The organism is Simplicispira sp. (assembly GCF_028687295.1).
Classification (GTDB): domain Bacteria; phylum Pseudomonadota; class Gammaproteobacteria; order Burkholderiales; family Burkholderiaceae_C; genus Simplicispira; species Simplicispira metamorpha.
In genome coordinates this window covers 1-22,666 of the sequence record NZ_JAQUAL010000039.1, presented here as the reverse complement: position 1 = coordinate 22,666, position 22,666 = coordinate 1, and the positions used below count along the sequence as shown (strand labels likewise).

The window sequence follows — 22,666 nt, the reverse complement described above, 5'->3', positions numbered from 1 at the left end:
GCGGCGGCGCTCCAATTGACATTCTTCGGCAGTACATCGAGGAACAACAAACACCCCATTAGGACGCCTGCGGCGTCCGCGCTCTCAACCCCGGGCTAAACCCCGAGGCTTCCCGCGCCATGGGTGAAGATGCCCAGCTGAAGGCATCAAACGCTTGCAGGGGTCAGCTCAATGCGCAGGTTCATGCCCAAAGCCTTGGCAGCGCTGGTCAGGGTGGTCAACGTCAAGCTGGTGTCTTCTTCGTCCAGCAGGCGATTTAAAGCCGCACGGCTGGTGTGCATCTTCGATGCCAAGGAAGTTTTGGTGAGTTTCTGTGCCTTCATCTCTTGCTCTAGCTGCCAAGCGACGACGCGCTTGATAGCCACAGCGGAGACATCCTCAAGGATGGCCTCTTCTTCTAGGAAGTCGTCAAAGCTGCTGCCGATGTGCTGGTTCATACCGAGTTCCTCAATTGCTTCAAACGCGACTTGGCCAAATCCAGGTCGCCTGCTGGGGTGGCCTGGGACTTTTTGATAAAGCCGTGCAGGAGCACCATGACGCTGCCCACCACCGTAAAAAGCACCCGGGCAATGCGTCCGGACAGCTGGATGCGCACTTCCCACAGGTCTTTGTCCATCTTGCGCACCAGCGGCATGCCCAAGGGCCAACCAAACTGCACTGTTTTGATGTCTTCCCCAATCGTTCGTCGGTCGGCGGCGGGTAGCTCCTTGAGCCAATCTCTGACCGGTTCTGCGCCACTGCCCGTGGCGAAGAAGCGCACATCTAAAGTTGGGTGACTCACGATGAATCGTACCAAAAAAGATACGCTTGGTAAAAAAGAGGGCTGATGGCAATTGCCTGATGGCGATGCAATCGAAGTTGGTTTTACCAGCCCCAAATCTGCAGTCACGATGCCCCGTGACACGACATAAGGCAAAGAAAAAGCCCCGCTGCCTATGAGACAGGGGGCTTTTGATGCGTTATGAGATGGCCTGAGATGGTCATATGGCGCGGCGTGAGGGATTCGAACCCCCGACAGCCCGGGTAGAAGCCGGGTACTCTATCCAGCTGAGTTAACGCCGCAGCGGCGCGATTCTAAGGCAGGCGCGCGGTGTGTTGGCCGCTGCGCCAAGTGGGCGGGGCCAATCGTGGCGACACCACAACACTTTTTGGGCTTGTAATGTTTTTAGAGCTTTGCGCAGAGTGGGTCAGCGTTTGGAGCTACTAAACTTGTAGCACGGAGGATTCGGCGCTATAGTGCGCCGCACCCCTGTAAACCACCCATTGCGCAAGGAGAAGCTTCATGAGCTCCAAGGAAAACGCCGCCATCAACCAGTTGTTTGAACGCCTCGAATGCCGCTACGCCCTGCGCGTGCTGTGGGCGCTGCGCGATGGCCATCCGCAAACCTTCCGGCTGCTGCAAGACAGCGTGGGCGGCATCACGCCCAACACGCTCAATACCCGCATCAAAGAGCTGCGCGAGGCGGGCCTGGTAGACCACGGCAGCGAGGGCTACACCGTCACGCCCGTGGGCGCCGACTTGCTCAAGCGCCTCAACGATGTGCAGGCTTTTGCCAACCGCTGGGCCGCTGGGCGCGCCAAGAAATAAGCGCTGCCACCAGGGCTTGGGGCCCAATTGGCCTCCAAGCCAATAGCAGAAAGCGCAAGCAGCTACATTTTTAATAGTAAAAAGGATTCCCTATGGCCTTCACCACCACTGCCTCCGGCCTGCAATACGAAGACACCACGCCCGGCGAGGGCCTTGAGGCCACCAGCGGCCAGCAGGTCACGGTGCATTACACAGGCTGGCTCTACAACGACGGCGTGCAAGGCGCCAAGTTTGACTCCAGCCGTGACCGCAAAGACCCGTTCTCGTTTGCACTGGGCGCCGGCATGGTCATCAAGGGCTGGGACGAAGGCGTGCAGGGCATGAAGATTGGTGGCCAGCGCACGCTGATCATCCCTTCGGCACTGGGCTATGGCCCGCGCGGCGCAGGCGGCGTGATTCCGCCCAATGCCACGCTGAAGTTTGATGTGGAGCTGCTGAAGGTGGGCCGCTGAAGCGCCCTGCCCTGTGCTCTGACTGAAGCGGCCTGCGGGCCGCTTTTTTGTGGGCGCCTACATCTCCAGGCGCACCGGAGGCCGGTGGGGCGCAGGGCGGGTGATCCAGCTGACCAGCGCGGCCAGCACCAGCCCGGCGGGCACGCCAAACACGCCTGCCGAGATGGGCTGTATGCCCCACCACAGCCCGTCGGCCAGCAACCACGGCCCCAGCGTAGCGCGCAGTGCGGGCACATGCGACAGCATGTAATACGCCGCCACACCCAGCCCGCCCAACATGCCCGCCACGGCGCCCTGGCGCGTGGTGCCGCGCCAGAAAATGCCCAGCACCATCACCGGCACAAAGGCCGATGCCGCCAGCGAAAACGAGGCCGTGACCAGCGGCAGAATGTCCGAGGGCTTGAGCGCCGCCACAAACGCCGCCGCCAGGGCCACGGCCAGCAGCGTGAACTTGGTGAGGATGACGCGCTGCTCGGGCGAGGCGTCGCGGGGGCGGTCGCCAAAATACAGGTCGCGCACCAGGGCGTTGCTGATGGTCAGCAGCAAGCCATCGGCGGTGGACAGGGCAGCCGCCAGCCCTCCCGCCGCCACCAGCCCCGACACCACGTAGGGCAGGCCACCCAGCTCGGGCGTGGCCAGCATGATGAGGTCGGCGCCCAGGTGGATCTCACCAAACTGCACAATGCCATCGCCGTTGATGTCTTCAATCGACAGCAACGAGGCATCGACCCGCGCCCACTGCGCCATCCAGTGCGGCAGGGCATCGAAATGGCTGCCCACCAGGTTGTTCATGACCTCAAACTTGACCAGCACCGCCAGCGCAGGCGCACTGAGGTAAAGAATGGCAATAAAAAACAGCGACCAGGCCACGGAGGAGCGGGCCCCGGCCACGCTGGGCACGGTGTAGTAGCGCGTGAGCAGGTGCGGCAAACCAGCGGTGCCCACCATCAGGCAGAACATGAGGGCGAGAAAGTTGCGCCGGGTGTCGCGGTAGTCGGCCTGCTCTTGCGCTGTGCCGTCGGGGTCGCCAGCGTAGGCCTGGCTGTGGCGCGGCAGGCCGCCCAAGGGCTGGGCGCGGGCGTAGTTTTCGCGCATTTCGCGCGTCCAGCGCTCGCGGGCGGTGTCGGCATCGCGGGGCATGGCGGCCAGCTCACGGCTGGCAGCGACGATCAGGCCCACATCGGCATTCTGGGCACGCAGGCGGTGGATGCGCTCTTGCGTGGCCTGGCGCTGGCGCTCCAGGGCAGCGTCCACGTCCTGCAAGCGCGCTTCAAAGTCCTGGGCACGGCGCAGGTAGCCCGCAATCACCTGTTGTTCGGCGGGCGAGGCCAGCAGTTGCTCTTCCAGGCTGGCGATTTTGCCCAGGTGCTGGCCATACACCAGCGGGGCCAGCGGGTTGCCCAATTGCTTGTAGGCCAGCCACGACACCGGGATCAAAAACGCCAGCAACAGCACCACGTACTGCGCCACCTGCGTCCAGGTGATGGCGCGCATGCCTCCCAAAAAAGAGCACAGCAACATGCCACCCAGGCCAAGCATGATGCCGATCTCGAACTGCACGCCGGTCAGGCGTGAGGCAATCAGGCCCACGCCGTAAATCTGCGCCACCAGGTAAATAAAGGAGCAGACGACAGCCGCCAGCGCGGCAATGCTGCGGGGCAAGCGCCCACCAAAGCGCACATGAAAAAACTCGGGTACCGTGTACAGGCCCATGGCGCGCAGGTGCGGCGCGATCAAAATGGCCACCAGGCAAAAGCCCCCCGTCCAGCCCAGCAGGTAGGCCAGCCCGCCAGCCTGCCCCGGCGTGCCCGAGAAGCCTTGCAGGTACAGCGCCCCGGAGAGGCTGATGAACGAGGCGGCACTCATCCAGTCGGCAGCCGCCGCCATGCCGTTGTACATGGGCGGAATGCGCCGACCGGCGACGTAATACTCTTCCGAGTCGGCGGTGCGCCCATACACCCCAATGGCGGCATACGCCATCACGGTAAGAAAAAGAAAAATGGGCCCTATCCATTGGCGCGACAGCCCGCGCTGCTCGGCCCAGGCCATCAGGGCCAAAAAGCCCAGCACCCCCACCACATACAGCGCCAGCGTGCGGTGCAGCCGGTGCAGGTAGGCTGTACCGGTGCCGGGCTCGTGCTCAGCCATGCGGCGGCTGGCCTGGGGGGGCAATGGCCGATGCGCTCTGCTGGTCTTGGCGCTCGAAACGGCTCATGGCCATGGCATACACCACCACGATCACCATGAACACCACCACCGCCCCCTGCGCGGCCACCCAATAGCCCAAAGGCCATCCGGCGACCACCCAGTGGTGCAAATCGCGGGCAAAGAAGCACACCCCAAAAGACACCGCAGCCCACACCAGCAGCAGCACGCCCTTCAGCTGCAGGTGGCGGGCATCGTGCAGATCGGGCGCAAAAGGCCGCGCCGCTTTGGCGCTGGTGCTGTCAGGGGCTGGGGTGACGCGAATCACGGCACAGGGGCCAGACTCAGCCAGCCAGTTGCTGCCAGGTGGCAATCACGCTGTCGGGGTTGAGCGAGATGGAAGAAATACCCTCGTCGGCCAGCCACTGCGCAAAGTCAGGGTGGTCTGAAGGGCCCTGGCCGCAAATGCCGATGTATTTGCCCTGCGCCCGGCAGGCCTTGATGGCCTGGTGGATCAGTGCCTGCACAGCGGGGTCGCGCTCGTCGAAATCAGCGGCCAGCAGCTCCAGGCCCGAATCGCGATCCAGGCCCAGCGTGAGCTGGGTCAGGTCGTTGGAGCCAATGGAGAAGCCATCAAAGAATTCGAGGAAGCGATCGGCCAGGATGGCGTTGCTCGGGATCTCGCACATCATGATGAGCTTGAGCTCGTTCTCGCCGCGCTTCAGGCCATGCTGCGCCAGCAATTGCGTCACACGCTCGGCCTGGCCCAGGGTGCGCACAAAGGGCACCATGATCTGCACGTTGGTCAGGCCCATGTCGTGGCGCACACGCTTGAGCGCCTCGCATTCCATGGCAAAGGCTTCGCCAAACTCGGCGCTGACGTAGCGCGCTGCGCCACGGAAGCCCAGCATGGGGTTTTCTTCTTCGGGCTCGTAGCGGCTGCCGCCGATGAGCTTGCGGTACTCGTTGCTCTTGAAGTCCGACAAGCGCACGATCACGGGCTTGGGCCAGAAAGCGGCGGCAATGGTGGCCACGCCTTCAGCCACTTTGTCCACGTAGAAAGCACGGGGGCTGGCATGGCCCCGGGCCACGGATTCGACAGCTTTCTTCAGGTCGGCATCAATGTTCGGGTAGTCCAGGATGGCCTTGGGGTGGACGCCGATGTTGTTGTTGATGATGAATTCCAGCCGCGCCAGGCCCACGCCCTCGTTGGGCAGCTGGGCAAAGTCAAAGGCCAATTGCGGGTTGCCCACGTTCATCATGATTTTGGTCTTGATGGGGGGCATGGCGCCGCGCTGCACTTCGGTCACTTCGGTTTCCAGCAGACCGTCGTAAATACGGCCTGTGTCGCCCTCGGCGCAGCTCACCGTCACCAGCGTGCCGTCCAGCAGCTTGTCGGTGGCGTTGCCACAGCCCACGACGGCCGGAATGCCCAGCTCGCGCGCAATGATGGCGGCGTGGCAGGTGCGGCCACCGCGGTTGGTGACGATGGCGCTGGCGCGCTTCATCACTGGCTCCCAGTTGGGGTCGGTCATGTCAGTGACCAGCACATCGCCGGGCTGCACCTTGTCCATCTCGGAGATGTTGTGAACCAGGCGCACCGGGCCGGTGCCGATTTTTTGGCCAATGGCGCGGCCCTCGGCCAACACAGGGCCGGTGCCCTTCAATTTGTAGCGCAGCTCGGCCTGGCCTTTGGACTGGCTTTTGACGGTTTCGGGGCGCGCTTGCAGGATGTAGAGCTGGCCGTCGGTGCCGTCTTTGCCCCACTCGATGTCCATGGGGCGGCCATAGTGCTGCTCGATCACCAGCGCGTAGTGGGCCAGTTGCTCCACATCGGCATCGGTCAACGAGTAGCGGTTGCGCTGCTCGGTGGGCACATCCACGGTTTGAATGAGCTTGCCGGTGGCGGCTTTTTCTTCGGGAGTGGCAAACACCATCTGGATGAGTTTGCTGCCCAGGTTGCGGCGAATCACGGCCTTGTTGCCCGCCTTCAGCATGGGCTTGTGCACGTAGAACTCGTCGGGGTTGACAGCGCCCTGCACCACCGTTTCGCCCAGGCCGTAGCTGCTGGTGATGAACACCACTTCTTCAAAGCCCGATTCAGTATCGATGGTGAACATCACGCCCGCTGCGCCCAAATCCGAGCGCACCATGCGCTGCACGCCCGCCGACAGGGCCACCACGTCATGGGCAAAGCCCTTGTGGACGCGGTAGCTGATGGCGCGGTCGTTGTAGAGCGAGGCAAACACCTCTTTCATCTTGTGCAGCACGTCTTCGATGCCGACCACGTTCAGGAAGGTTTCTTGCTGACCGGCAAACGAGGCGTCGGGCAAATCTTCTGCCGTGGCCGACGAGCGCACGGCAAAGCTGGCCTGCGGGTTGCCAGCCGAGAGCTGGGCAAACTCGGCGCGCACGGCGGCTTCCAAATCCGCCGGGAAGGGATGGTTTTCGACCCAGCCACGGATTTCGGCACCGGCAGCGGCCAGGGCGCGCACGTCTTCTACGTCCAGCGCAGCCAGCTTGGCGCTGATCTTGTCGGCCAGGCCCTCGAAGGCCAAGAATTCACGGAAGGCATGGGCCGTGGTGGCAAAACCGGTGGGCACGCGCACGCCCTGGGGCAATTGCGAGATCATTTCGCCCAAACTGGCGTTCTTGCCGCCGACCGATTCGACATCGGTCATGCGCAATTGCTCGAACGGGACGACCAGGGCGGTCGGGCTGAAAAGTGCAGACATGGGAAAGCTCCAGAAGTTAAAACAGGGTCAATGCCAGCGCGCGTGCCAACGCGCGGGCGGGTAGCCAGGCACCCATGCAGCTTGGTTGTTGTGTTTATGGGCTGCGGGCGGGTGCATGGTCAAGAATTCGGACAATCCGCAGCATTGTAGAGTTCGCACTCCGGACTTCTCTCATCTCACTGACTTCAGTTTGCGCCGCCCCTGGAGGGCTGGGTTGAAACATGCACACACGCACCGTATTTTTTGTCTCTGACGGCACCGGCATCACTGCCGAAACCTTTGGCAATGCCATCCTGGCGCAGTTCGAGATCGTGCCCCGGCGCGTGCGCCTGCCCTTCATCGACACGGTGGACAAAGCCCACCAGGCCGTGCGCCAGATCAACCACACGGCGGAGCTGGAGGGGCGCAAGAGCATCGTCTTCACCACGCTGGTAAACATGGAAGTGCTCAAGGTGATTCAGGAAGGCTGCAAAGGCATGCTGCTGGACATGTTTGGCACCTTTGTCCACCCGCTGGAGGTGGAGCTGGGCATCAAGTCGCACCACCGCGTGGGGCGCTTTTCTGACATCAGCAAAAGCAAGGAATACCACGACCGCATCGAGGCCATCAACTACAGCCTGGCCCACGACGACGGCCAGAGCCACAAGAACCTGGAAGAGGCGGACGTGATCCTGGTGGGCGTGAGCCGCAGCGGCAAGACGCCCACCAGCCTGTACCTGGCGATGCAGCACGGCCTGAAGGCGGCCAACTACCCGCTGATTCCCGAAGATTTTGAGCGCCGCCAGCTGCCGCCTGCGCTGGTGCCCTACAAAAAGAAGATTTTTGGCCTGACCATCAGCGCCGAGCGCCTGTCCGAAATCCGCAGCGAACGGCGCCCCGACTCGCGCTACGCCAGCCTGCCCAACTGCCGCCACGAGGTGGCCGAGGCCGAGGCCATGATGCGCCGCGCCAGCATCCGCTGGCTGTCGTCCACCACCAAGTCCATCGAAGAGATTGCCACCACCATCCTGCAAGAGATCCGGCCCGAGCGGCTGAGTTACTGAGGCCGCAGCGCGCCCACCCTGGAAATTTGATAAGAAACGGCTGAAAGCCTTGTGGGACATGCGCAAGCAGCTATCAATATAGAAGCATTTCAACAACCTCTATGGCCTACCTTGGGGTGTACCGTGTTGAACATAGTGCTCAGAAAGACTCGTAGATCAATCCGCTATCTGTGAGAGATATAAAACCAAAAGCGGCGGCGCTGTTTGACATAGCCCCTCCGCTTTTATTTTGATAGCTGCTCGCGCCCATCCAGCAAGGGCCAGAGCCACTTTTTACGGTTAATCTGAAGAAAACAGGTACTGCAATACACCGTCGGGGGCGGGCACGGGGGTGCAGGCCACCTGCCAGACCTGGGCAATGGCGTCGGCGGTAAGGGTGTGCGCCACCGGGCCATAGCGGTACTGGCCGCTGTCGAGCAGCAGCACGTCGTGGGCGTAGCGCAGTGCCAGGTTCAGGTCGTGCAGTACGGCCACCACGCCCACGCCCTGTTCTTGCGCCCAGCGGCGCAGCAGGCGCATGGCCTGGTGCTGGTGCGCCAGGTCGAGGGCGGCGGTGGGCTCGTCCAGCAGCAGCCAGCGTGCTGCGCCGTCGGGGCGGGGCTCCCAGATTTGCGCCAGTGCGCGCGCCAGGTGGGCGCGGGCGCGTTCGCCGCCCGACAAGGTGTTGATGTTGCGCTGCGCCAGGTGCGCTACGCCCGTAGCCTCCAGGGCGCGCAAGGCGATGGCGCCCTCGTGCGGGCTGGGCGCCATGCGGTGCGCAAAGCGGCCCCACTCCACCACCTCCTGCACCGTGAAATCAAAGGCCACGGCGTTCTCCTGCGGCATGACCGCGCGCACCAGCGCCAGTTGCGCGGGGGTGTAGCGCGGCAAGGGCCGGTCGCCCAGGCGCACCTCGCCTGCCTGCGGTGCGCGCTGGCCCGAGAGCATGGCCAGCAGTGTGCTTTTGCCCGCGCCATTGGGCCCGAGGATGGCGGTAAAGCGCCCCGGTTGCAGCGCCGCATCCACGGTGGCCAGCCGGGGACCACCGGGCAAACCCACGCCCAGCGCGTGGCATTCCAGTGTGTTCATACCTTGCCCTTGAACTGGCGCAGCATCGCCAAAAACAGCGGCACGCCGATGAAGGCGGTCAGCACGCCCAGCGGCAGCTCAGCCGGTTGCACCACCGTGCGCGCTACGGCATCTGCGGCCACCACCAGCGCCGCGCCCAGCAGCGCCGAACCCGGCAGCACCACGCGGTGGTCTGGCCCGGCCACCAGGCGCACCCAGTGCGGGGCCACCAAACCAATAAAGCCGATGATGCCAGTGGCGGCTGTCACGGCGCCCACGGCCAGTGCCGTCACCAGCACGGCCAGGCGCTTGGTGCGCTCCACGGGTACGCCCAGCAGCATGGCCTGCGCTTCGCCCAAGGCAATGGCGTTGAGCGATCGTGCCAGCGTCATGCCCACGCCCGAGGCCAGCAGCACCACAGCACCCACCAAGCCCACAGCGCCCCAGCGCGCGCCGCCCAGGCTGCCCAGCAGCCACATTTGCAGGTTGCGGAGTTGCTCGTCACTGGAGATAAAACTCAAATACCCCAAGCCCGCCATGGCCAGCGCATTGACAGCAATGCCCGCCAGCAGCATCAGCCCCATGCGGGTGCCACCGCCCGACTGGGCCAGCGCGTAAATCAGCAGCGTGACACCCAGACCGCCGGTGAAGGCCATGCCGACCAGCGTCCAGCTGCCCAGACTGCGCGGCAGCTCGGGAAACCACCAGCCGCCCAGCACAATCGCGGCGGCGGCGGCCAGCGCGGCGCCGCTGCTGACGCCAATCAGGCCCGGATCGGCCAGCGGGTTGCGAAACACCCCCTGCATCAGCGCCCCAGCCAGGCCCAGTCCGGCGCCCGCCACCATGCCCAGCAACAGGCGTGGCAGGCGGATATTGACGAAGACGAGGTATTCGGGCCCCGCCTCCCCCTGGCCCGACACCAGCTGCACCAGCACCTGCCACAGCTGCGCAGGCGCGATGGCATAGGCGCCCTGTGCGCTGCCTGCCACCAGTGCGGTCAGCGCCAATATCAGGCCCAACAGCAGTGCCGCGCGCGGCGGCAGGCGCCCGCTGGGGTGCAACGCGCGCGCGGCGCCCAGTGCGCCACTCATGCCAGCAGCGCCAGCATGCGGGTGTGCAGCTCACGCACCGCTTGCGGCAGGCGTGGGCCAAAGCCCAGCAGGTGGTTGGCCTCCATCGCCACCAGGGCGCGGCGCTGGAAGGCGGGCGTGAGCGCCAGTTCGGGCCTCTGCCAGAAGGCGCCCTCGCCTCCCAGTGCCTCCATCCCTTGGCTGCTGTTGAGCAGCACCTGGGGCGCGGCGCTGGCCATGGCTTCGGCGGTCAGCGGACGGTAGCCCTGAAAACCCGCCGCCACATTGATGCCACCGGCAAAGCGGATCACCGCATCGGCAGCGGTGCCCGCACCAGCCACCATGGGCGCGCCGCCGTGCGCCAGGATGAACAGCGCGCGCGGGCGCTGCGCCGTGCGCGCCACCTGCTGCTGCACCTGCGCCCACTGCGCATCGAGGGTGGCTTGCAGCGCCTGCGCCTGCACAGTGCGCCCAGTCAAGCGCCCTACCACTTGCAGCTTGCGCTGTACCTCGGCCCAGCTGTGGTCGGCCTGCACCAGCTCCACGCGCACGCCAGCGCTGCGGATTTGGTCCAGCACCACCTGGGGGCCGGCCTCGTGGGTGCCGACCACGGCATCCGGGCGCAGCGACAGCAGCCCTTCGGCAGAGAGCTGGCGCATGTAGCCGACCTTGGGGGTTTTCAGGGCGGCATCGGGGTACAGGCTGGTGGTGTCGGTTCCCACCAGTTGGCCCTCGGCGCCCAAGGCATAGACCACTTCAGTGAGCGCACCGCCCAGCGCCACCAAGCGCTGGGCAGCCACTGCCTGGGCCGGTGCAGCCGCAGGCGCAGCGCGGGTGGCAGACCAGGCCAGCAGCGGCACGGCGCCCAGGCCGCGCAGCCATTGCCGACGCTGGGGGTGGGAGGGCCAAAATTCGTGAGGCATAGCGGGATATGGCAAAAAATCGGAAAACAAGAACGAGCGCCCTGTGGCGCCCACTGCACAGGCCAGGGCGCTGGCGCAGAAAACCCCTGCACCAGCGCCGCCCCAGGCCAATGCCGCCAGTGGCATTGGCCTTGCAGCACTTCAGCGTGGCAGGCGCCCCACCAGGTCACGCCATGCCGGTAGCTCAGGGCTACCGGGCTTGCGCACGCCAAAGAACATCGCGATCAACTCGGATTGCGCATCGAACACTTCCACCGAAGTCACGATGCCATCGACCGTGGGTTTTTCTACCACCCAGACGCTGTCGATCAGGTCTTCACGCAGGTGCAGGTTGAAGCCGGGGTCAAGCACATTGAGCCAGCGCACATCGCCGCGCACCATGGGTTCGACGCGCTGCACCGGGCCCGAGTGAATCTGGATGCAGCCGCCGCTGCCCACAAACACCATGATCGGCGTGCCGTCCACAGCGGCCTCGGCCAGCAAGCGCCACACTGCCGTGCAGGGAACACGCTGCGCGAAGCTGCCTTCCACCAAGCGGAAGCTCTGCTGGCGCTCAACACCGTGGCGCTGCAACAGCGTGAAGAATTCGTGCGTGTCCTGCATGGCAGCCCAGTCTGCGGCCAAGGCGGCCACATCGATCTCGCTATCGGGCCGGAGTGGTTTGGGTGGCGGGGCAACAGCAAACACGGCGGGCGCGGCCTGCGGATCGGCAAAGCGGGCTACCAGCGCATTCCAGGCGGTCAGGTCGGTGGCGGCGCGGGCGAACACCTTGTGGATCGCCAAGCCCTGTGCGTTGAAAAATTGCAGGCTGTGCTGGGACGCCTGGCCGGGCTGGGCTGCGGCCTCTTGCACCGCATAGCCTGCGTGCCACGACCGGAAGAACAGCCGCAGGTCGATGTCTGCATCCAGGGCCAGGCCCACTGGGCCTTCTGCCGACACATTGCGGTAAACGCCCGTTTTTTCATGGACGGCTGCGTCGTTGCGCGTGAGCGCCATCACCGGCCCACAGGCTTCCAAGCCCTGTAGCAGCTCCACCCAGGGGCCGTGCAACGCAGTCACCTGCAATGCGCCTTCCACCACACCGGCATGCGCGGCCAAGGCAGCCCCTTCGCTCAAGCCCAGGCTGTGGGCTGCCTCGCGGGCCCGCAAGCCCGAGCGGCGCGCCGCTGCCAACTGGGCATGCAACCCGGTCTGTAGTGCGGGCGTACCGTGCCCGGCCACCGCCATCACCGCGCTCATGCGGCCACCCCGGCCAGCGCCTGCCGTGCAAAGGGTGCACGGGCGGTAGATAAGTCGAACCAGTTTTTCATCTCTCTCTCCTTGTTGTCCGTTGCATAGAACGGGCCATGCCGTATGGGGCTGGCCCTGCCACCGCAGTGCCTTCAGGGGGCGGGCGGCTGTATGTCCATCTCCAGCGTCCAGGTCTGGGTGCCGGTGTAGGGCTTGGCCCCGGCGGCTACGGGGGCGTAGGCGATGCGGGTCAGGTGCAGGCGCGCGTAGCTGTTGCCTTCACCCGAGCGCACCAGCGTGGCGCGTTCGGGGTTGGCCTTGAGCTGGTGCTGGCCTGCCAGACCTGCGGCAAGGGCACCGGCATCGGTGGGGTAGTAGCTGAACCAGCCGTAGTCCAGCGGCTCCGGGTAGGTGCCGGTGTAAGCGGGCGAGAGCTGCGATGACACCGAGTCCTTGACCCAGGCACCAGCATTGGCAGGCGTGGCCAGCACGCTGGTCAGGTCGGCCAGCGTATCGGCGGGCACCGCACTCTTGAACTTGGCGACCACGGGCGTGGTGCCATCCGATCCATAAAAACCTGCGGGGGTAGCGCCCACAAAACCACCCACCTTGCCGCTGCCCGAGGTGCCGCCATTGAGCTTGATCGTGTAGCGGTTGAAAGCCACATGCCAGTCACCGCTGGCAGGCACGGTGGCGGCAGTGGTGAGGTTGTAGTACACCCAGCCAGCCGAGGCATCGACGGTGGCCGTGCGAATTTGCTGGCTGGTGCGGTCAAGCCAGCGGAACGTGGGGTGGCCCGATGCGGTTCCCCCTGCACCGCCGTAATAGCCCAGCAACTGCAATGCATAGACGGGGGCAGCAGCCGTGCCCACTGCATCGGCCAGTGTGTTTTGCGTGGTGACCAGGAACACGCGGTAGTTGGGGTAGAGCAAATGGTCACTGTCGCCGCCCAGGCCATATTCAAAGGCGGACGACTGGATCATGTTGCCGCCGGTAAACACGTTCTTGGCCGCATCGGGAAAGTACAGGTTCGCCGGGATGGCGCTGCCTTTGGGGTAGGTCAGCGCACTCTTCCAGGTCTGCAATTCGGCCCAGGTGTGTGTGAACGGGCTGCCAAAAGCACCGCCCGCACCGCTGCCGTTGGGGCCGCTGTTGGTGAGCAGTTCAGCGGTGCGCCCGCCGCTTTTGACCTGGATGTCCCACGCATTGCCACTGCAACCGGGCACCTGCGCTTTGGCATTGAAGTCGTAGCACAGCGAGGCACCGGCAGCGGGCAACTCGAACGTCCAGGTGGCTTTTTCTGTGAACTTGCTCGCATCGCTCACGGGCGGTACGACGGGGGGCTCGGGGCTGTCGCCACTGCCGCCACCGCCACAAGCGCTGAGCAGCACAGCAGCCAGTGCCGTGGGCCAGAGGTAAAAGGATCGGTCGGTCATGAAATCTCCTGAGGTCAATGGTTGGATGGCCCGAACGCCCACTTGGCGCCGATATAGACAAAGCGCCCGGCGATAGGCCCGAAGTCACTGGGGCTGGCGAAATCGCGCTGGCGGTCGAACAGGTTGTTGGCACCGATGAACAAGGTGAGCCCGTCGCCCATCTCGTGGTTGAGGCTCAGGTCGAGTGCGCTCCAGGCAGGAGAACGCGCGCCGCTGGCAGCGCTGACCAGCTCATCGCTTTGGTAGCGCGCACGCAGTGCTACGGTGGTGCCGGGCTGGGCTTTCCAGTCCACGCCCAGGCGCACCATGTCGCGCGGGCGGCGGGTGAGTTCACCGCCCTGCACCAAGTCCCGCGTGGCGGTGCGGGTGTAGCCCAGCTGCCACTGCAGCGCAGGGGTGGCACGCCAGCGCAGGCTGCTTTCGATCCCCGCTGTGCGGGCGCGGGCCACGTTGGCATAGGTGTAGGCCGTGACGCCATTGACGGTGGTCGCGTTGGCCAGGTCCGTCTGGATCATGTGTTTGATCCGGTTGTGGAACGCGTTGACATCCAGGCTCCAGGTGCGCCCCAGACTCAGCGTGCCGCCCCATTGCAGGCTGGTCGATGACTCTGGCTGGAGTAAGGGGTTGCCCACCACGACATAGCCCAGCGCACTGTGGTCAAACAGGTAGTGGCGCTCTTTGAGGTTGGGCACGCGGTAGCCCATGCCGATGCTGGCGCGCAGCACGCCCTTCCAGTCGCCCTGCTCAAACACGTTGCCGCGCACACTGACCTTGGGAGCAGCATGGCCACCAAAATCTGAATCGTGCTGGCCGCGCATGCCCAGCAGCACTTCCCAGCGGTCGCTCCAGAGGATGTTGTTTTGCACAAACACCTCCCGGCTGCTGCGTTGGACACGCCCACGCAGCCCCAGCTCAGAGGTGCCATTGCGCGTCTGGTTCAGCGTTTCGCGGTGCCAATCGGTGCCCAGCATCCACAGCTGCGGGCCCCAGGCAGGCAACTCGATCTGGGTCGTGACGTGATCGGTTTGCTGCACCGAACGGCGCTGGCCCACCCCCACGGCATCTGAATACGCCTGCGAGGCGCTGTCGTAGCGCTCGCTCACCGCCTTGACTTGCAGGCGCACACTGCTGTCCAGGCGCCAGTCACCGCCCAGCACCGCACGGTGGCGTGTGATGTCCTCGGTTTTGCGCTGGGGCACGTAGTGGGGCGGCACAAAATACGCATAGCGCTGCACATCCGCTTCGGTGTAGCGCCCCGCTTCGGCCCAGAAGCGCATGCCGGTGCGCGGCAGCCATTCGCCACGGGCAGCCAGCTGGATGCGCTTGCTGGCATCGCCCTGGCGCACCCACTCCGCAGGGTGCAAGCCAAAACCGGCATCGTCCAACACGTCGCCCGACAAGCCCAGGCGCCAAGTCGAGGCACCGCCCGCCAGGTCAAAACGGGCATGGCGGCTATTGGCGCTGGCGCTGCGGCCACTGTCGTTCTGGCGCCCGTAGCTGCCCGCATCCACCGCCACAGTGCCGCCCCAGCCCGGCTGCATGCGCCGCGTAATGACGTTGACCACGCCACCCATGGCCGCACTGCCGTACTGCGCAGAACTGGCACCTTTGACCACTTCCACACGCTCGACCTGTGTCAACAGGTACTGGCTCAAATCCACCGTGGAGCCGGTACTGGCCGAAATTGGCAAACCGTCGATCAACACCAGCACCTGGTCAGCGCTCAGACCTTGCAGCGACAGTTCAAAGCCCGACTTGCCATGCACCTCGCGCAATTGCAGACCGGGCACGTTCTCCAGCGCCTGCTTCAGGGTGCGCGCATGGGTGAGATCCAATTCTTCGCGCGCAACCACCTCAATGGGCACGGTGGACTCGTCGATGGCGCGTTCGCTGCGCGTTGCCGTCACCACCACGGGAGAAAGGCTTGGCGTGTCTTGGGCCTGCACAGCGCCGACCGCAGACACGACCATCAGCAGCCACAGCGCAGAGCGAAGAAAAGAGAAATTCAGCATCGCAAATAAAAGGCAGACCTGTAGAAGTTCGTGCGAATTATAGAGACACAAATGAGAACGATTTGTATTAAATAAAAAGGGAAATAAAAAACCCCGCACGTAGCGGGGCTCAGTGGACGTAGATCACCCAAGCGGGCGGTGCCATGGCAGAACAGAGTGCTTCAACAACCCTGTCCTCCCCATGCTTCAGATCGCCGGTGCTCAGGCGCGGATCAGGTGGTCAAACGCACTCAGCGCGGCCGTGGCACCAGCGCCAGCGGCAATCACAATCTGCTTGTAGGGCACGGTGGTGCAATCGCCCGCAGCAAACACGCCGGGCACGTTGGTGTGGCCTTTGGCATCAATTTCGATCTCGCCAAACTTGCTCAGATTCACCGTGCCTTTGAGCCAGTCGGTGTTGGGCACCAGGCCGATTTGCACGAACACGCCTTCCAGTGGCACCAGGTGCTCCTGGCCAGTGGCGCGGTCTTTGAACTTCAGGCCGTTGACCTTGCCTTCAGCACCGGTGATTTCGGTGGTCTGCGCGTTGGTGTGGATGGTGACGTTGGGCAGACTTTTGAGCTTGTTGACCAGCACGGCGTCGGCCTTGAGCTGCTCGGCAAACTCCACCAGCGTGACGTGTGCGACCACACCGGCCAGGTCGATGGCGGCCTCCACGCCCGAGTTGCCACCGCCAATCACCGACACGCGCTTGCCCTTGAACAGCGGGCCATCGCAGTGCGGGCAGTAGGCCACGCCCTTGTTTTTGTACTCGGCCTCACCGGGCACGTTGACGTTGCGCCACCGTGCACCGGTGGACAGGATCACGCTCTTGGCTTTGAGCGCGCCGCCGTTGGCCAGCTTGACCTCAATCAGGCCGCCGGGCTGGCTGGCCGGAATCAGCGCCTCAGCGCGCTGCAAATTCATGATGTCGACGTTGTAGGCGCGGGTGTGGGCCTCCAGCGCAGCGGCAAATTTGGGGCCGTCGGTTTCCAGCACCGAGATGTAGTTTTCAATGCCCAGCGTGTCGTTGACCTGGCCGCCAAAGCGCTCGGCGGCCACGCCGGTGCGAATGCCTTTGCGCGCGGCATACACGGCAGCGGCGGCGCCAGCGGGGCCACCACCGATGATGAGCACATCGAACGCCTCTTTGGCCGACAGCTTGGCGGCATCGCGCGCCGCAGCGCCGGTATCGAGCTTGGCCACGATTTCTTCGATGGTCATGCGGCCCGAGCCAAACACCTGGCCATTCAGGAACACCATGGGCACAGCCATGATTTCACGCTCGGTCACTTCTTTCTGGAAGGCACCGCCTTCGATCACGGTGGTCTTGACCTGGGGGTTGAGCACCGCCATCAGCGCCAGCGCCTGTACCACGTCGGGGCAGTTGTGGCAGCTCAGGCTCATGTAGACCTCGAAGTTGAAGTCGCCCTCCAGCGCCTGGATTTGCTCAATCACATCCTGCTCCACCTTGGGCGGGTGGCCGCCCGTCCACAGCAATGCCAGCACGAGGGAGGTGAACTCATGGCCCAGCGGCAGGCCGGCAAAACGCAGGCTGTTCGTGCTGCCCACGCGCTGCAGCGTGAACGAAGGCTTGCGCGCATCGTTGCCGTCGGTACGCAGGGTGATTTTGTCGCTGCGCAGGGATTGGATGGTGGTCAGCAGCTCGCGCATGTCGCGCGCCGTCTCACTGTCGTCCAGGGATGCCACCAGCTCGAAGGGCTGCTGCACGCGCTCCAGGTAGGCGGCAAGTTGGGTTTTGAGTTGGTCGTCGAGCATGGTGGAGTCCTTCCGGGTTGTCTTGCAGGGGGTGCGTTCGGAGCGCTTGTGGCGCCATCAGCACAAAAAACGGGCGAAAAAAAGCCGGACGGTAGGGCGCAAGCGCCACAGCGTCGTCCGGCCCGGGAGCGCCGCCAGGGCGCTCTGCCGTGAAACGGCTTGGCGGCTTAGATCTTGCCGACCAGGTCCAGCGAAGGCGTCAGGGTCTTGGCGCCTTCCTTCCACTTGGCGGGGCAGACTTGGCCAGGGTGGGCAGCGGTGAACTGGGCGGCCTTGAGTTTGCGCAGGGTTTCCGACACATCGCGGGCGATTTCGTTGGAGTGCACTTCCATGGTCTTGATGACGCCATCGGGGTTGATGACGAAGGTGCCGCGCAGGGCCAGACCTTCTTCAGCGATGTGCACGCCAAAAGCGTTGGTCAGTGTGTGCGTGGGGTCGCCCACCAGCGGGAACTTGGCCTTGCCCACGGCGTCGGACGTTTCGTGCCACACCTTGTGCGAGAAGTGCGTGTCGGTGGTGACGATGTACACCTCAGCGCCAGCGGCCTGGAAGGCTGCGTAGTTGTCGGCAGCGTCTTCGATTTCGGTGGGGCAGTTGAAGGTAAAAGCTGCTGGCATGAAGATCAGCACAGACCACTTGCCCTTGAGGCTGGTTTCGGTCACTTCGATGAATTCGCCTTTGCCGTCACGGTTGACGAAAGCGGTGGTCTTGAAGGGCTGGACTTGGGTGTTGATCAGGGACATTGCAGTTTCCTTTCGGTGGATGGGACTAAACACAGGACTGAAGTTTAGGCCAGACATCAGCATCAATCCAATCAATTGCTTTTATTGGTTCAATTAAGTCTGGCTATAACGATAGCTGCAACGGATTCTCGCCCAAGCCTGACAATGCACTACTTACCCATCACACCCCGGAGGTTCCCATGAAAGGTGACGCACAAGTCATTGGCTATTTGCAAGCCCAGCTCAAAAACGAGCTGACCGCCATCAACCAGTATTTTTTGCACTACCGCATGCTCAAGCACTGGGGTTTTGACAAGCTGGCCAAGAAGGAATACGAAGAATCCATCGGCGAGATGAAGCACGCCGACTGGCTCATGGACCGCATCTTCATGCTCGACGGCCTGCCCAATCTGCAAGACCTGGCCAAGCTGCAAGTGGGCGAAGACGTGCCCGAAATTCTGGCCTGCGACCTGCGCCTGGAGCAAGGCGCACAAGCCACCGTGAAAGAAGGCATGGCCCACTGCGAAGCGGTGCGTGATTACGTCTCGCGCGACCTGCTGCAAAAAATCCTGGACGACACCGAGGAACACATTGATTTTCTCGAAACCCAGATTGAGCTGATTGACAAGGTCGGGCTGCAAAACTATCTGCAATCGCAGATGGGCGAGATCAAATAATCAAAAAAGATAGCTGCTAGCGCCCGTCCTGCGGGCGCTAGAGCCACAAAAGACCCAAAACTTTGGCCCCTGCAAAGGGGCTTTTGCCATGACCCAAGCCCCCCTGCCCGCCCCCACTGCCCAGCCGCGCAACCCCTTGCATGGCGTCACGCTCGAAGCCATGGTGGTGGCGCTGTCCGAGCACTTTGGCTGGGAGGGCTTGGGCGCGCGCATTCCGGTGCGCTGCTTTCAAAGCGACCCCAGCGTGGCGTCCAGCCTGAAGTTTTTGCGCAAAACCCCGTGGGCGCGCGAGAAGGTGGAGGGCCTGTACCTTTTCATGCTGCGCGAACAGCGGCGCGCCGCGCCGGGCCAGCGTTAAAGCGTGCTGTGGCGCGCGGCTGCCAGGGCCCGCTTGTTGCGGGGCCGGGGCACATGCACCGACGCGGGTGCGCCATTGATGGCCGACAAGCCCAGCACCAGCGACACGCTGGGCAGGTGCGGGCGCTCTTCGGCAGGTGCGTAAGCCCGGTAAATGCCGTTGCAGTCTTCCTGAAAAAATTGCACCGGGTGAAACGCCACGCGCGCACTGCCGCGCTGGCCACCAAACGGCAACACCCGCAGGCGTGCATCCAGCGACAACACCAGCCCCCTGCGGCCATCCCGGTTGATCAGGTCGGTGCGAATCACGCGCCAGGAGCGGCCCGCATCCAGCGTGTACTGCCAGGTGCCGACCTGGGTGTCCAGCGACTCCACCAGCACACCGGCGAGCACCGGCACCTCAGCGCAGTGTGTGGACACAATGCTGCCGATGCTGTTGCCCCCCAAACCGTTGGAGCGAGCAGCACCGGAAGCACTGGCACTTCCCGCATGCGCCGCAGTGGTGCGCAAGCGGGAAGTGCGAACGTCAATAGAGGTATTCACAAAACATATCCTTGTGCGTTGGGGGGGAGCCGTGCCCGTGTTGCTGCGACACAGGCCTGGTGGTCTGAGAGGGCAAAGTCTAGAAAGCACGCTTGCTTACGTCCATCACACAAAAAGACTAGCCCTGGCAATGAATTTGTGCGCAATACTTCCCGCCCATGCCCGCCACCTTGCTGCTTGTGGATGACCACGCCCTGTTTCGCACCGGACTGCGCCTGATCGTCCAAGACCACCCCGATGTGGGCACGATTGCCGAGGCGGGCTCTATCGTGCAGGCCTGCGAACTGCGATTGCAGGAGGCCGATTTGGTGCTACTGGACATCCAGCTGCCGGGCATGAGCGGCCTTGATGGCCTGCGCCTCTTGCGCCAATCGTGCCCCCGGGCGCGCATCGTGCTGGTGTCGGCCAGCATGGCCCCCGACGCCGTGCGCGAGTCGCGCGCGCGTGGCGCCGACGGGTTTTTGCCCAAGTCGGCGCGGGGCGAAGACATCCTCAACGCTATCACCCTGGCACTGGCCGGGTTGCCGTGTTTTCCCAGCGATGGCGCTCCGGCAGCAGCCGACGGGCCACAGGCACCAGCGCTGACGGCGCGCCAGCTTGATGTGCTGTCGCTGCTGTGCACCGGCAAACCCAACAAGGTCATTGCCCGCGACCTGTCGTTGAGCGAAAACACCGTGCGCGTGCATGTAGCGGCCATCTTTGCGCAGCTGGGTGTCAACAGCCGCAGCGCCGCATTGCTGCAAGCACAGCGCCTGGGCCTGGTGGGCCTGCCACTGCATGGCGGCTACTGACGCACCGCACAAAACACGTACTTCCTGGCGCCAGACTGGCTGGCACTGGGAGCGCGATGAAGTGCTGGCCATGCAGGTGCTGCTGCTGCGGCGCAGTTTTCCGATGACGCTGGCGGCATCGGTGCTGACCTCGTTGGGCACGACCTGGATACTGTCGCTGGTGGTGCCCATGCCCGTCATGCTGGGCTGGCTGGCAGTACACATGCTGGTCGTCAGTGGCGTGTATCTGGGGCTGTACCCCCTGCCCCGCGCAGGGCACACGCCGCGCCAGGATGCCGCACGGCTGACGGCGTGCATGACCGCCATGGGCGTGCTCTGGGGCGGCCTGGGCCCCATCGTGTGGCAGTTCAGCACCAGCATCGACGGGGTGATTTACTGCGTGGGCATTTTGAGCACCGTGTCTTCAGGTGCGCTGGGCCTGGGTGCGCCCATGTACCGCGCCTACATCCTCTACCTGAGCTGCGCCGTCTGCGGCGCCGTGCTGGCCATGCTGATGATGCCCGCCGTGGTGGTCTTGCCCGCCCTGTTGCTGGTGGCCGCCTACTACGGCCTGACCTGCCTGCACGCGCGCAACCTGTCGCAGGCCGCGCGCGACAGCATCGAACTGAAATTTGAAAATGAACGTTTGGTCACGCAATTGCGCGCCCAAACCCAACGCGCCCTGCTGGCGCAGGAAGCCGCCGAACGCGCCAGCCAGGACAAATCGCGCTTTCTGGCTGCTGCCAGCCACGACCTGCGCCAACCGCTGCACGCCATGGGGCTGTTCCTCGAAACTTTGCTGCGCACCCCACTGAACGAGCACCAGTCCACCGTGCTGGGGCATGCACGCAGCGCCTCGGGCGCGGCCGCAGAGATGCTGTCCACACTGCTGGACTACTCGCGCCTGGAGGCGGGCGTGATCAAGGCCCACCGCGCGCCGTTTGCGGTGCAGCCCCTGCTGTCGGCGCTGGAGCAGGAGTTTGGTGCGCAGGCCGACGCCAGCGCGCTGGTGTATCGCACGCGCGAGACATCGGCGGCTGCGCTGGCCGACAAGTCACTGGTGGATTTGGTCATGCGCAACCTGATCTCCAACGCCCTGCGCTACACCCACCAGGGTGGTGTGCTGATTGCCTGCCGCCGCCGCGCCGGGCGCCTGGCGCTGGAGGTGTGGGACACCGGCGTGGGCATACCGCCGCAGCAGACCGAAGAAATCTTCCGCGAGTTCCACCAGCTGGGCAACCCTGAGCGCGACCGGCGCAAAGGTCTGGGACTGGGCCTGGCCATTGTCAAACGGCTGGCCGCAGAAATGAACACGCAGGTCGAGGTACGCTCACGCGAGGGACGCGGATCGGTTTTCAGGCTGTGGCTGCCGACCTGGAGCGGTGCGCTGCTGGTGGACGATGGCCCGGACACCAGCGACACCACCCGCCAACTGTGCGGCCTGCGCGTGCTGGCCATCGACGACGACGAGGCGGTGTGCCTGGGCATGCAGGCCCTGCTGCAAAGCTGGGGCTGCCTCTGCACCGCTGCGGCCAGCGCACAGGCCGCACTGGCGCAATACACAGCGCACACCCGCCCGCCCGATCTGATCATCACCGACTACCGGTTACGCCACGAAGAAACCGGCAAAGAGGCGCTGCAAGTGCTGCGCGCTCACTGGGGCGAGCACATCCCGGCCATCATCCTGACTGGCGACACCTCGCCCCAGCGGCTGCGCGATGCCCAATCCACCGCCGCCCTGCTGCTGCACAAACCCGTATCCAGCAGCCAATTGATGCTGGCCATGGTGGAACTGGCGCCCCAGCCCCAGGCACCTATGCCAGCCAGCGCCGCAGCAGCCCCATGACGCGGTCAAAGCGCGCGCCATAGGGCGGATACAGCAGCGTCCCCGGCGCCCAGCGCGACTGCACCAGCACCGACTTCTGGTGGCAAAACCGCACAAAACCCGCTTCGCCGTGGTAGGCGCCCCAACCGCTGTCGCCCACGCCGCCAAAGGGCAGGTTGTCGTGGGCCACGTGCATCAGCGTGTCATTCACCGTCACGCCGCCGCTGACGGTGCGCTGCAACACCGCATCGCGTGTGGCCTCATTGCGGCCAAACCAATACAGCGCCAGGGGCCGTGGCCCGGCGTTGACATGGGCAATGGCCTCATCCAGGC

General features: G+C 64.3%; 22 protein-coding genes and 1 tRNA gene. 7 read left to right on the top strand and 16 right to left on the bottom strand.

Annotated features, from left to right (window positions below):
* Positions 1 to 146: 146 nt before the first annotated feature.
* The 3 genes from PHX69_RS06550 to PHX69_RS06540 form a co-directional block, all read right to left on the bottom strand.
* Positions 147 to 437, bottom strand: coding sequence for an XRE family transcriptional regulator (locus PHX69_RS06550; protein ID WP_288042950.1), 291 nt, complete (start codon positions 435 to 437; stop codon positions 147 to 149).
* Positions 434 to 781, bottom strand: a complete 348-nt coding sequence (locus PHX69_RS06545; RefSeq protein WP_288042952.1) for a type II toxin-antitoxin system RelE/ParE family toxin — start codon at positions 779 to 781, stop codon at positions 434 to 436. The genes PHX69_RS06550 and PHX69_RS06545 overlap by 4 nt, the downstream gene beginning before the upstream one ends.
* Before the next feature lie 204 nt (positions 782 to 985).
* Positions 986 to 1,062 (bottom strand) — tRNA-Arg (locus tag PHX69_RS06540).
* A gap of 220 nt (positions 1,063 to 1,282) precedes the next feature.
* Here PHX69_RS06540 and PHX69_RS06535 point away from each other — a divergent pair.
* Both PHX69_RS06535 and PHX69_RS06530 read left to right on the top strand, forming a co-directional pair.
* Positions 1,283 to 1,588, top strand: coding sequence for a winged helix-turn-helix transcriptional regulator (locus PHX69_RS06535; protein WP_119013919.1), 306 nt, complete (start codon positions 1,283 to 1,285; stop codon positions 1,586 to 1,588).
* A gap of 92 nt (positions 1,589 to 1,680) precedes the next feature.
* Entirely contained in the window at positions 1,681 to 2,040 is a 360-nt protein-coding gene (locus PHX69_RS06530; protein ID WP_119013918.1) for an FKBP-type peptidyl-prolyl cis-trans isomerase, read from the top strand.
* A 57-nt stretch (positions 2,041 to 2,097) separates the two neighbouring features.
* Here PHX69_RS06530 and PHX69_RS06525 read toward each other — a convergent pair whose 3' ends face one another.
* Genes PHX69_RS06525 through ppsA form a run of 3 tightly spaced genes read right to left on the bottom strand, consistent with a single transcriptional unit; the run spans position 2,098 to position 6,920 of the window.
* The gene (locus PHX69_RS06525) at positions 2,098 to 4,188 is read right to left on the bottom strand and encodes a VC_2705 family sodium/solute symporter (RefSeq protein WP_119013938.1); all 2,091 of its coding nucleotides are present in this window, start codon (positions 4,186 to 4,188) and stop codon (positions 2,098 to 2,100) included.
* Entirely contained in the window at positions 4,181 to 4,513 is a 333-nt protein-coding gene (locus tag PHX69_RS06520; RefSeq protein ID WP_241524977.1) for a DUF4212 domain-containing protein, read from the bottom strand. Before PHX69_RS06520 ends, PHX69_RS06525 begins: the two co-directional genes overlap by 8 nt.
* Before the next feature lie 16 nt (positions 4,514 to 4,529).
* Complete coding sequence (gene ppsA / locus PHX69_RS06515; protein WP_119013917.1) at positions 4,530 to 6,920, bottom strand: phosphoenolpyruvate synthase; 2,391 nt, start codon at positions 6,918 to 6,920, stop codon at positions 4,530 to 4,532.
* A gap of 221 nt (positions 6,921 to 7,141) precedes the next feature.
* Between ppsA and ppsR the strand changes: the two genes are divergently transcribed.
* Positions 7,142 to 7,963 carry a posphoenolpyruvate synthetase regulatory kinase/phosphorylase PpsR gene (ppsR, locus tag PHX69_RS06510; RefSeq protein ID WP_119013916.1) on the top strand — a complete coding sequence of 274 codons (822 nt, stop codon included), beginning with the start codon at positions 7,142 to 7,144 and terminating at the stop codon, positions 7,961 to 7,963.
* Between the two features lie 279 nt (positions 7,964 to 8,242).
* Here ppsR and PHX69_RS06505 read toward each other — a convergent pair whose 3' ends face one another.
* From PHX69_RS06505 to ahpC, 8 genes are all read right to left on the bottom strand, one after another.
* The gene (locus tag PHX69_RS06505) at positions 8,243 to 9,031 is read right to left on the bottom strand and encodes a heme ABC transporter ATP-binding protein (protein ID WP_119013915.1); all 789 of its coding nucleotides are present in this window, start codon (positions 9,029 to 9,031) and stop codon (positions 8,243 to 8,245) included.
* Complete coding sequence (locus tag PHX69_RS06500) at positions 9,028 to 10,101, bottom strand: FecCD family ABC transporter permease (RefSeq protein ID WP_119013914.1); 1,074 nt, start codon at positions 10,099 to 10,101, stop codon at positions 9,028 to 9,030. Before PHX69_RS06500 ends, PHX69_RS06505 begins: the two co-directional genes overlap by 4 nt.
* On the bottom strand, positions 10,098 to 11,003 hold the full coding sequence (locus PHX69_RS06495; RefSeq protein WP_288042947.1) for a heme/hemin ABC transporter substrate-binding protein: 906 nt from the start codon (positions 11,001 to 11,003) through the stop codon (positions 10,098 to 10,100). Before PHX69_RS06495 ends, PHX69_RS06500 begins: the two co-directional genes overlap by 4 nt.
* Before the next feature lie 141 nt (positions 11,004 to 11,144).
* Positions 11,145 to 12,242, bottom strand: a complete 1,098-nt coding sequence (locus PHX69_RS06490) for a hemin-degrading factor (RefSeq protein ID WP_502958487.1) — start codon at positions 12,240 to 12,242, stop codon at positions 11,145 to 11,147.
* Positions 12,243 to 12,385: 143 nt separating this feature from the next.
* The gene (locus tag PHX69_RS06485) at positions 12,386 to 13,669 is read right to left on the bottom strand and encodes an HmuY family protein (RefSeq protein WP_288042945.1); all 1,284 of its coding nucleotides are present in this window, start codon (positions 13,667 to 13,669) and stop codon (positions 12,386 to 12,388) included.
* Positions 13,670 to 13,683: 14 nt separating this feature from the next.
* Positions 13,684 to 15,681: a TonB-dependent receptor plug domain-containing protein gene (locus tag PHX69_RS06480; protein ID WP_288042943.1), complete on the bottom strand. Its 1,998-nt coding sequence runs from the start codon at positions 15,679 to 15,681 to the stop codon at positions 13,684 to 13,686.
* Between the two features lie 201 nt (positions 15,682 to 15,882).
* Positions 15,883 to 17,439 (bottom strand): alkyl hydroperoxide reductase subunit F, encoded by a 1,557-nt coding sequence (gene ahpF / locus PHX69_RS06475; protein ID WP_288042941.1) that lies wholly within the window; start codon positions 17,437 to 17,439, stop codon positions 15,883 to 15,885.
* Positions 17,440 to 17,606: 167 nt separating this feature from the next.
* Complete coding sequence (ahpC, locus tag PHX69_RS06470) at positions 17,607 to 18,182, bottom strand: alkyl hydroperoxide reductase subunit C (protein ID WP_119013911.1); 576 nt, start codon at positions 18,180 to 18,182, stop codon at positions 17,607 to 17,609.
* Positions 18,183 to 18,361: 179 nt separating this feature from the next.
* Between ahpC and bfr the strand changes: the two genes are divergently transcribed.
* Positions 18,362 to 18,838 (top strand): bacterioferritin, encoded by a 477-nt coding sequence (gene bfr / locus PHX69_RS06465; protein WP_119013910.1) that lies wholly within the window; start codon positions 18,362 to 18,364, stop codon positions 18,836 to 18,838.
* Between the two features lie 88 nt (positions 18,839 to 18,926).
* Positions 18,927 to 19,196: a VF530 family protein gene (locus PHX69_RS06460; protein ID WP_288042938.1), complete on the top strand. Its 270-nt coding sequence runs from the start codon at positions 18,927 to 18,929 to the stop codon at positions 19,194 to 19,196.
* Here the strand turns inward: PHX69_RS06460 and PHX69_RS06455 are convergent.
* Entirely contained in the window at positions 19,193 to 19,738 is a 546-nt protein-coding gene (locus PHX69_RS06455; RefSeq protein ID WP_288042936.1) for a hypothetical protein, read from the bottom strand. The genes PHX69_RS06460 and PHX69_RS06455 overlap by 4 nt on opposite strands.
* A 158-nt stretch (positions 19,739 to 19,896) precedes the next feature.
* On the opposite strand from PHX69_RS06455, the gene PHX69_RS06450 reads away from it, so the two are divergent.
* Positions 19,897 to 20,529: a response regulator gene (locus PHX69_RS06450; protein WP_288042934.1), complete on the top strand. Its 633-nt coding sequence runs from the start codon at positions 19,897 to 19,899 to the stop codon at positions 20,527 to 20,529.
* The gene (locus tag PHX69_RS06445; protein WP_288042932.1) at positions 20,516 to 22,354 is read left to right on the top strand and encodes an ATP-binding response regulator; all 1,839 of its coding nucleotides are present in this window, start codon (positions 20,516 to 20,518) and stop codon (positions 22,352 to 22,354) included. The genes PHX69_RS06450 and PHX69_RS06445 overlap by 14 nt, the downstream gene beginning before the upstream one ends.
* Here the strand turns inward: PHX69_RS06445 and PHX69_RS06440 are convergent.
* The coding region (locus tag PHX69_RS06440; protein WP_288042930.1) for an aldehyde dehydrogenase family protein at positions 22,323 to 22,666 on the bottom strand (344 nt) is incomplete at its 5' end. The genes PHX69_RS06445 and PHX69_RS06440 overlap by 32 nt on opposite strands.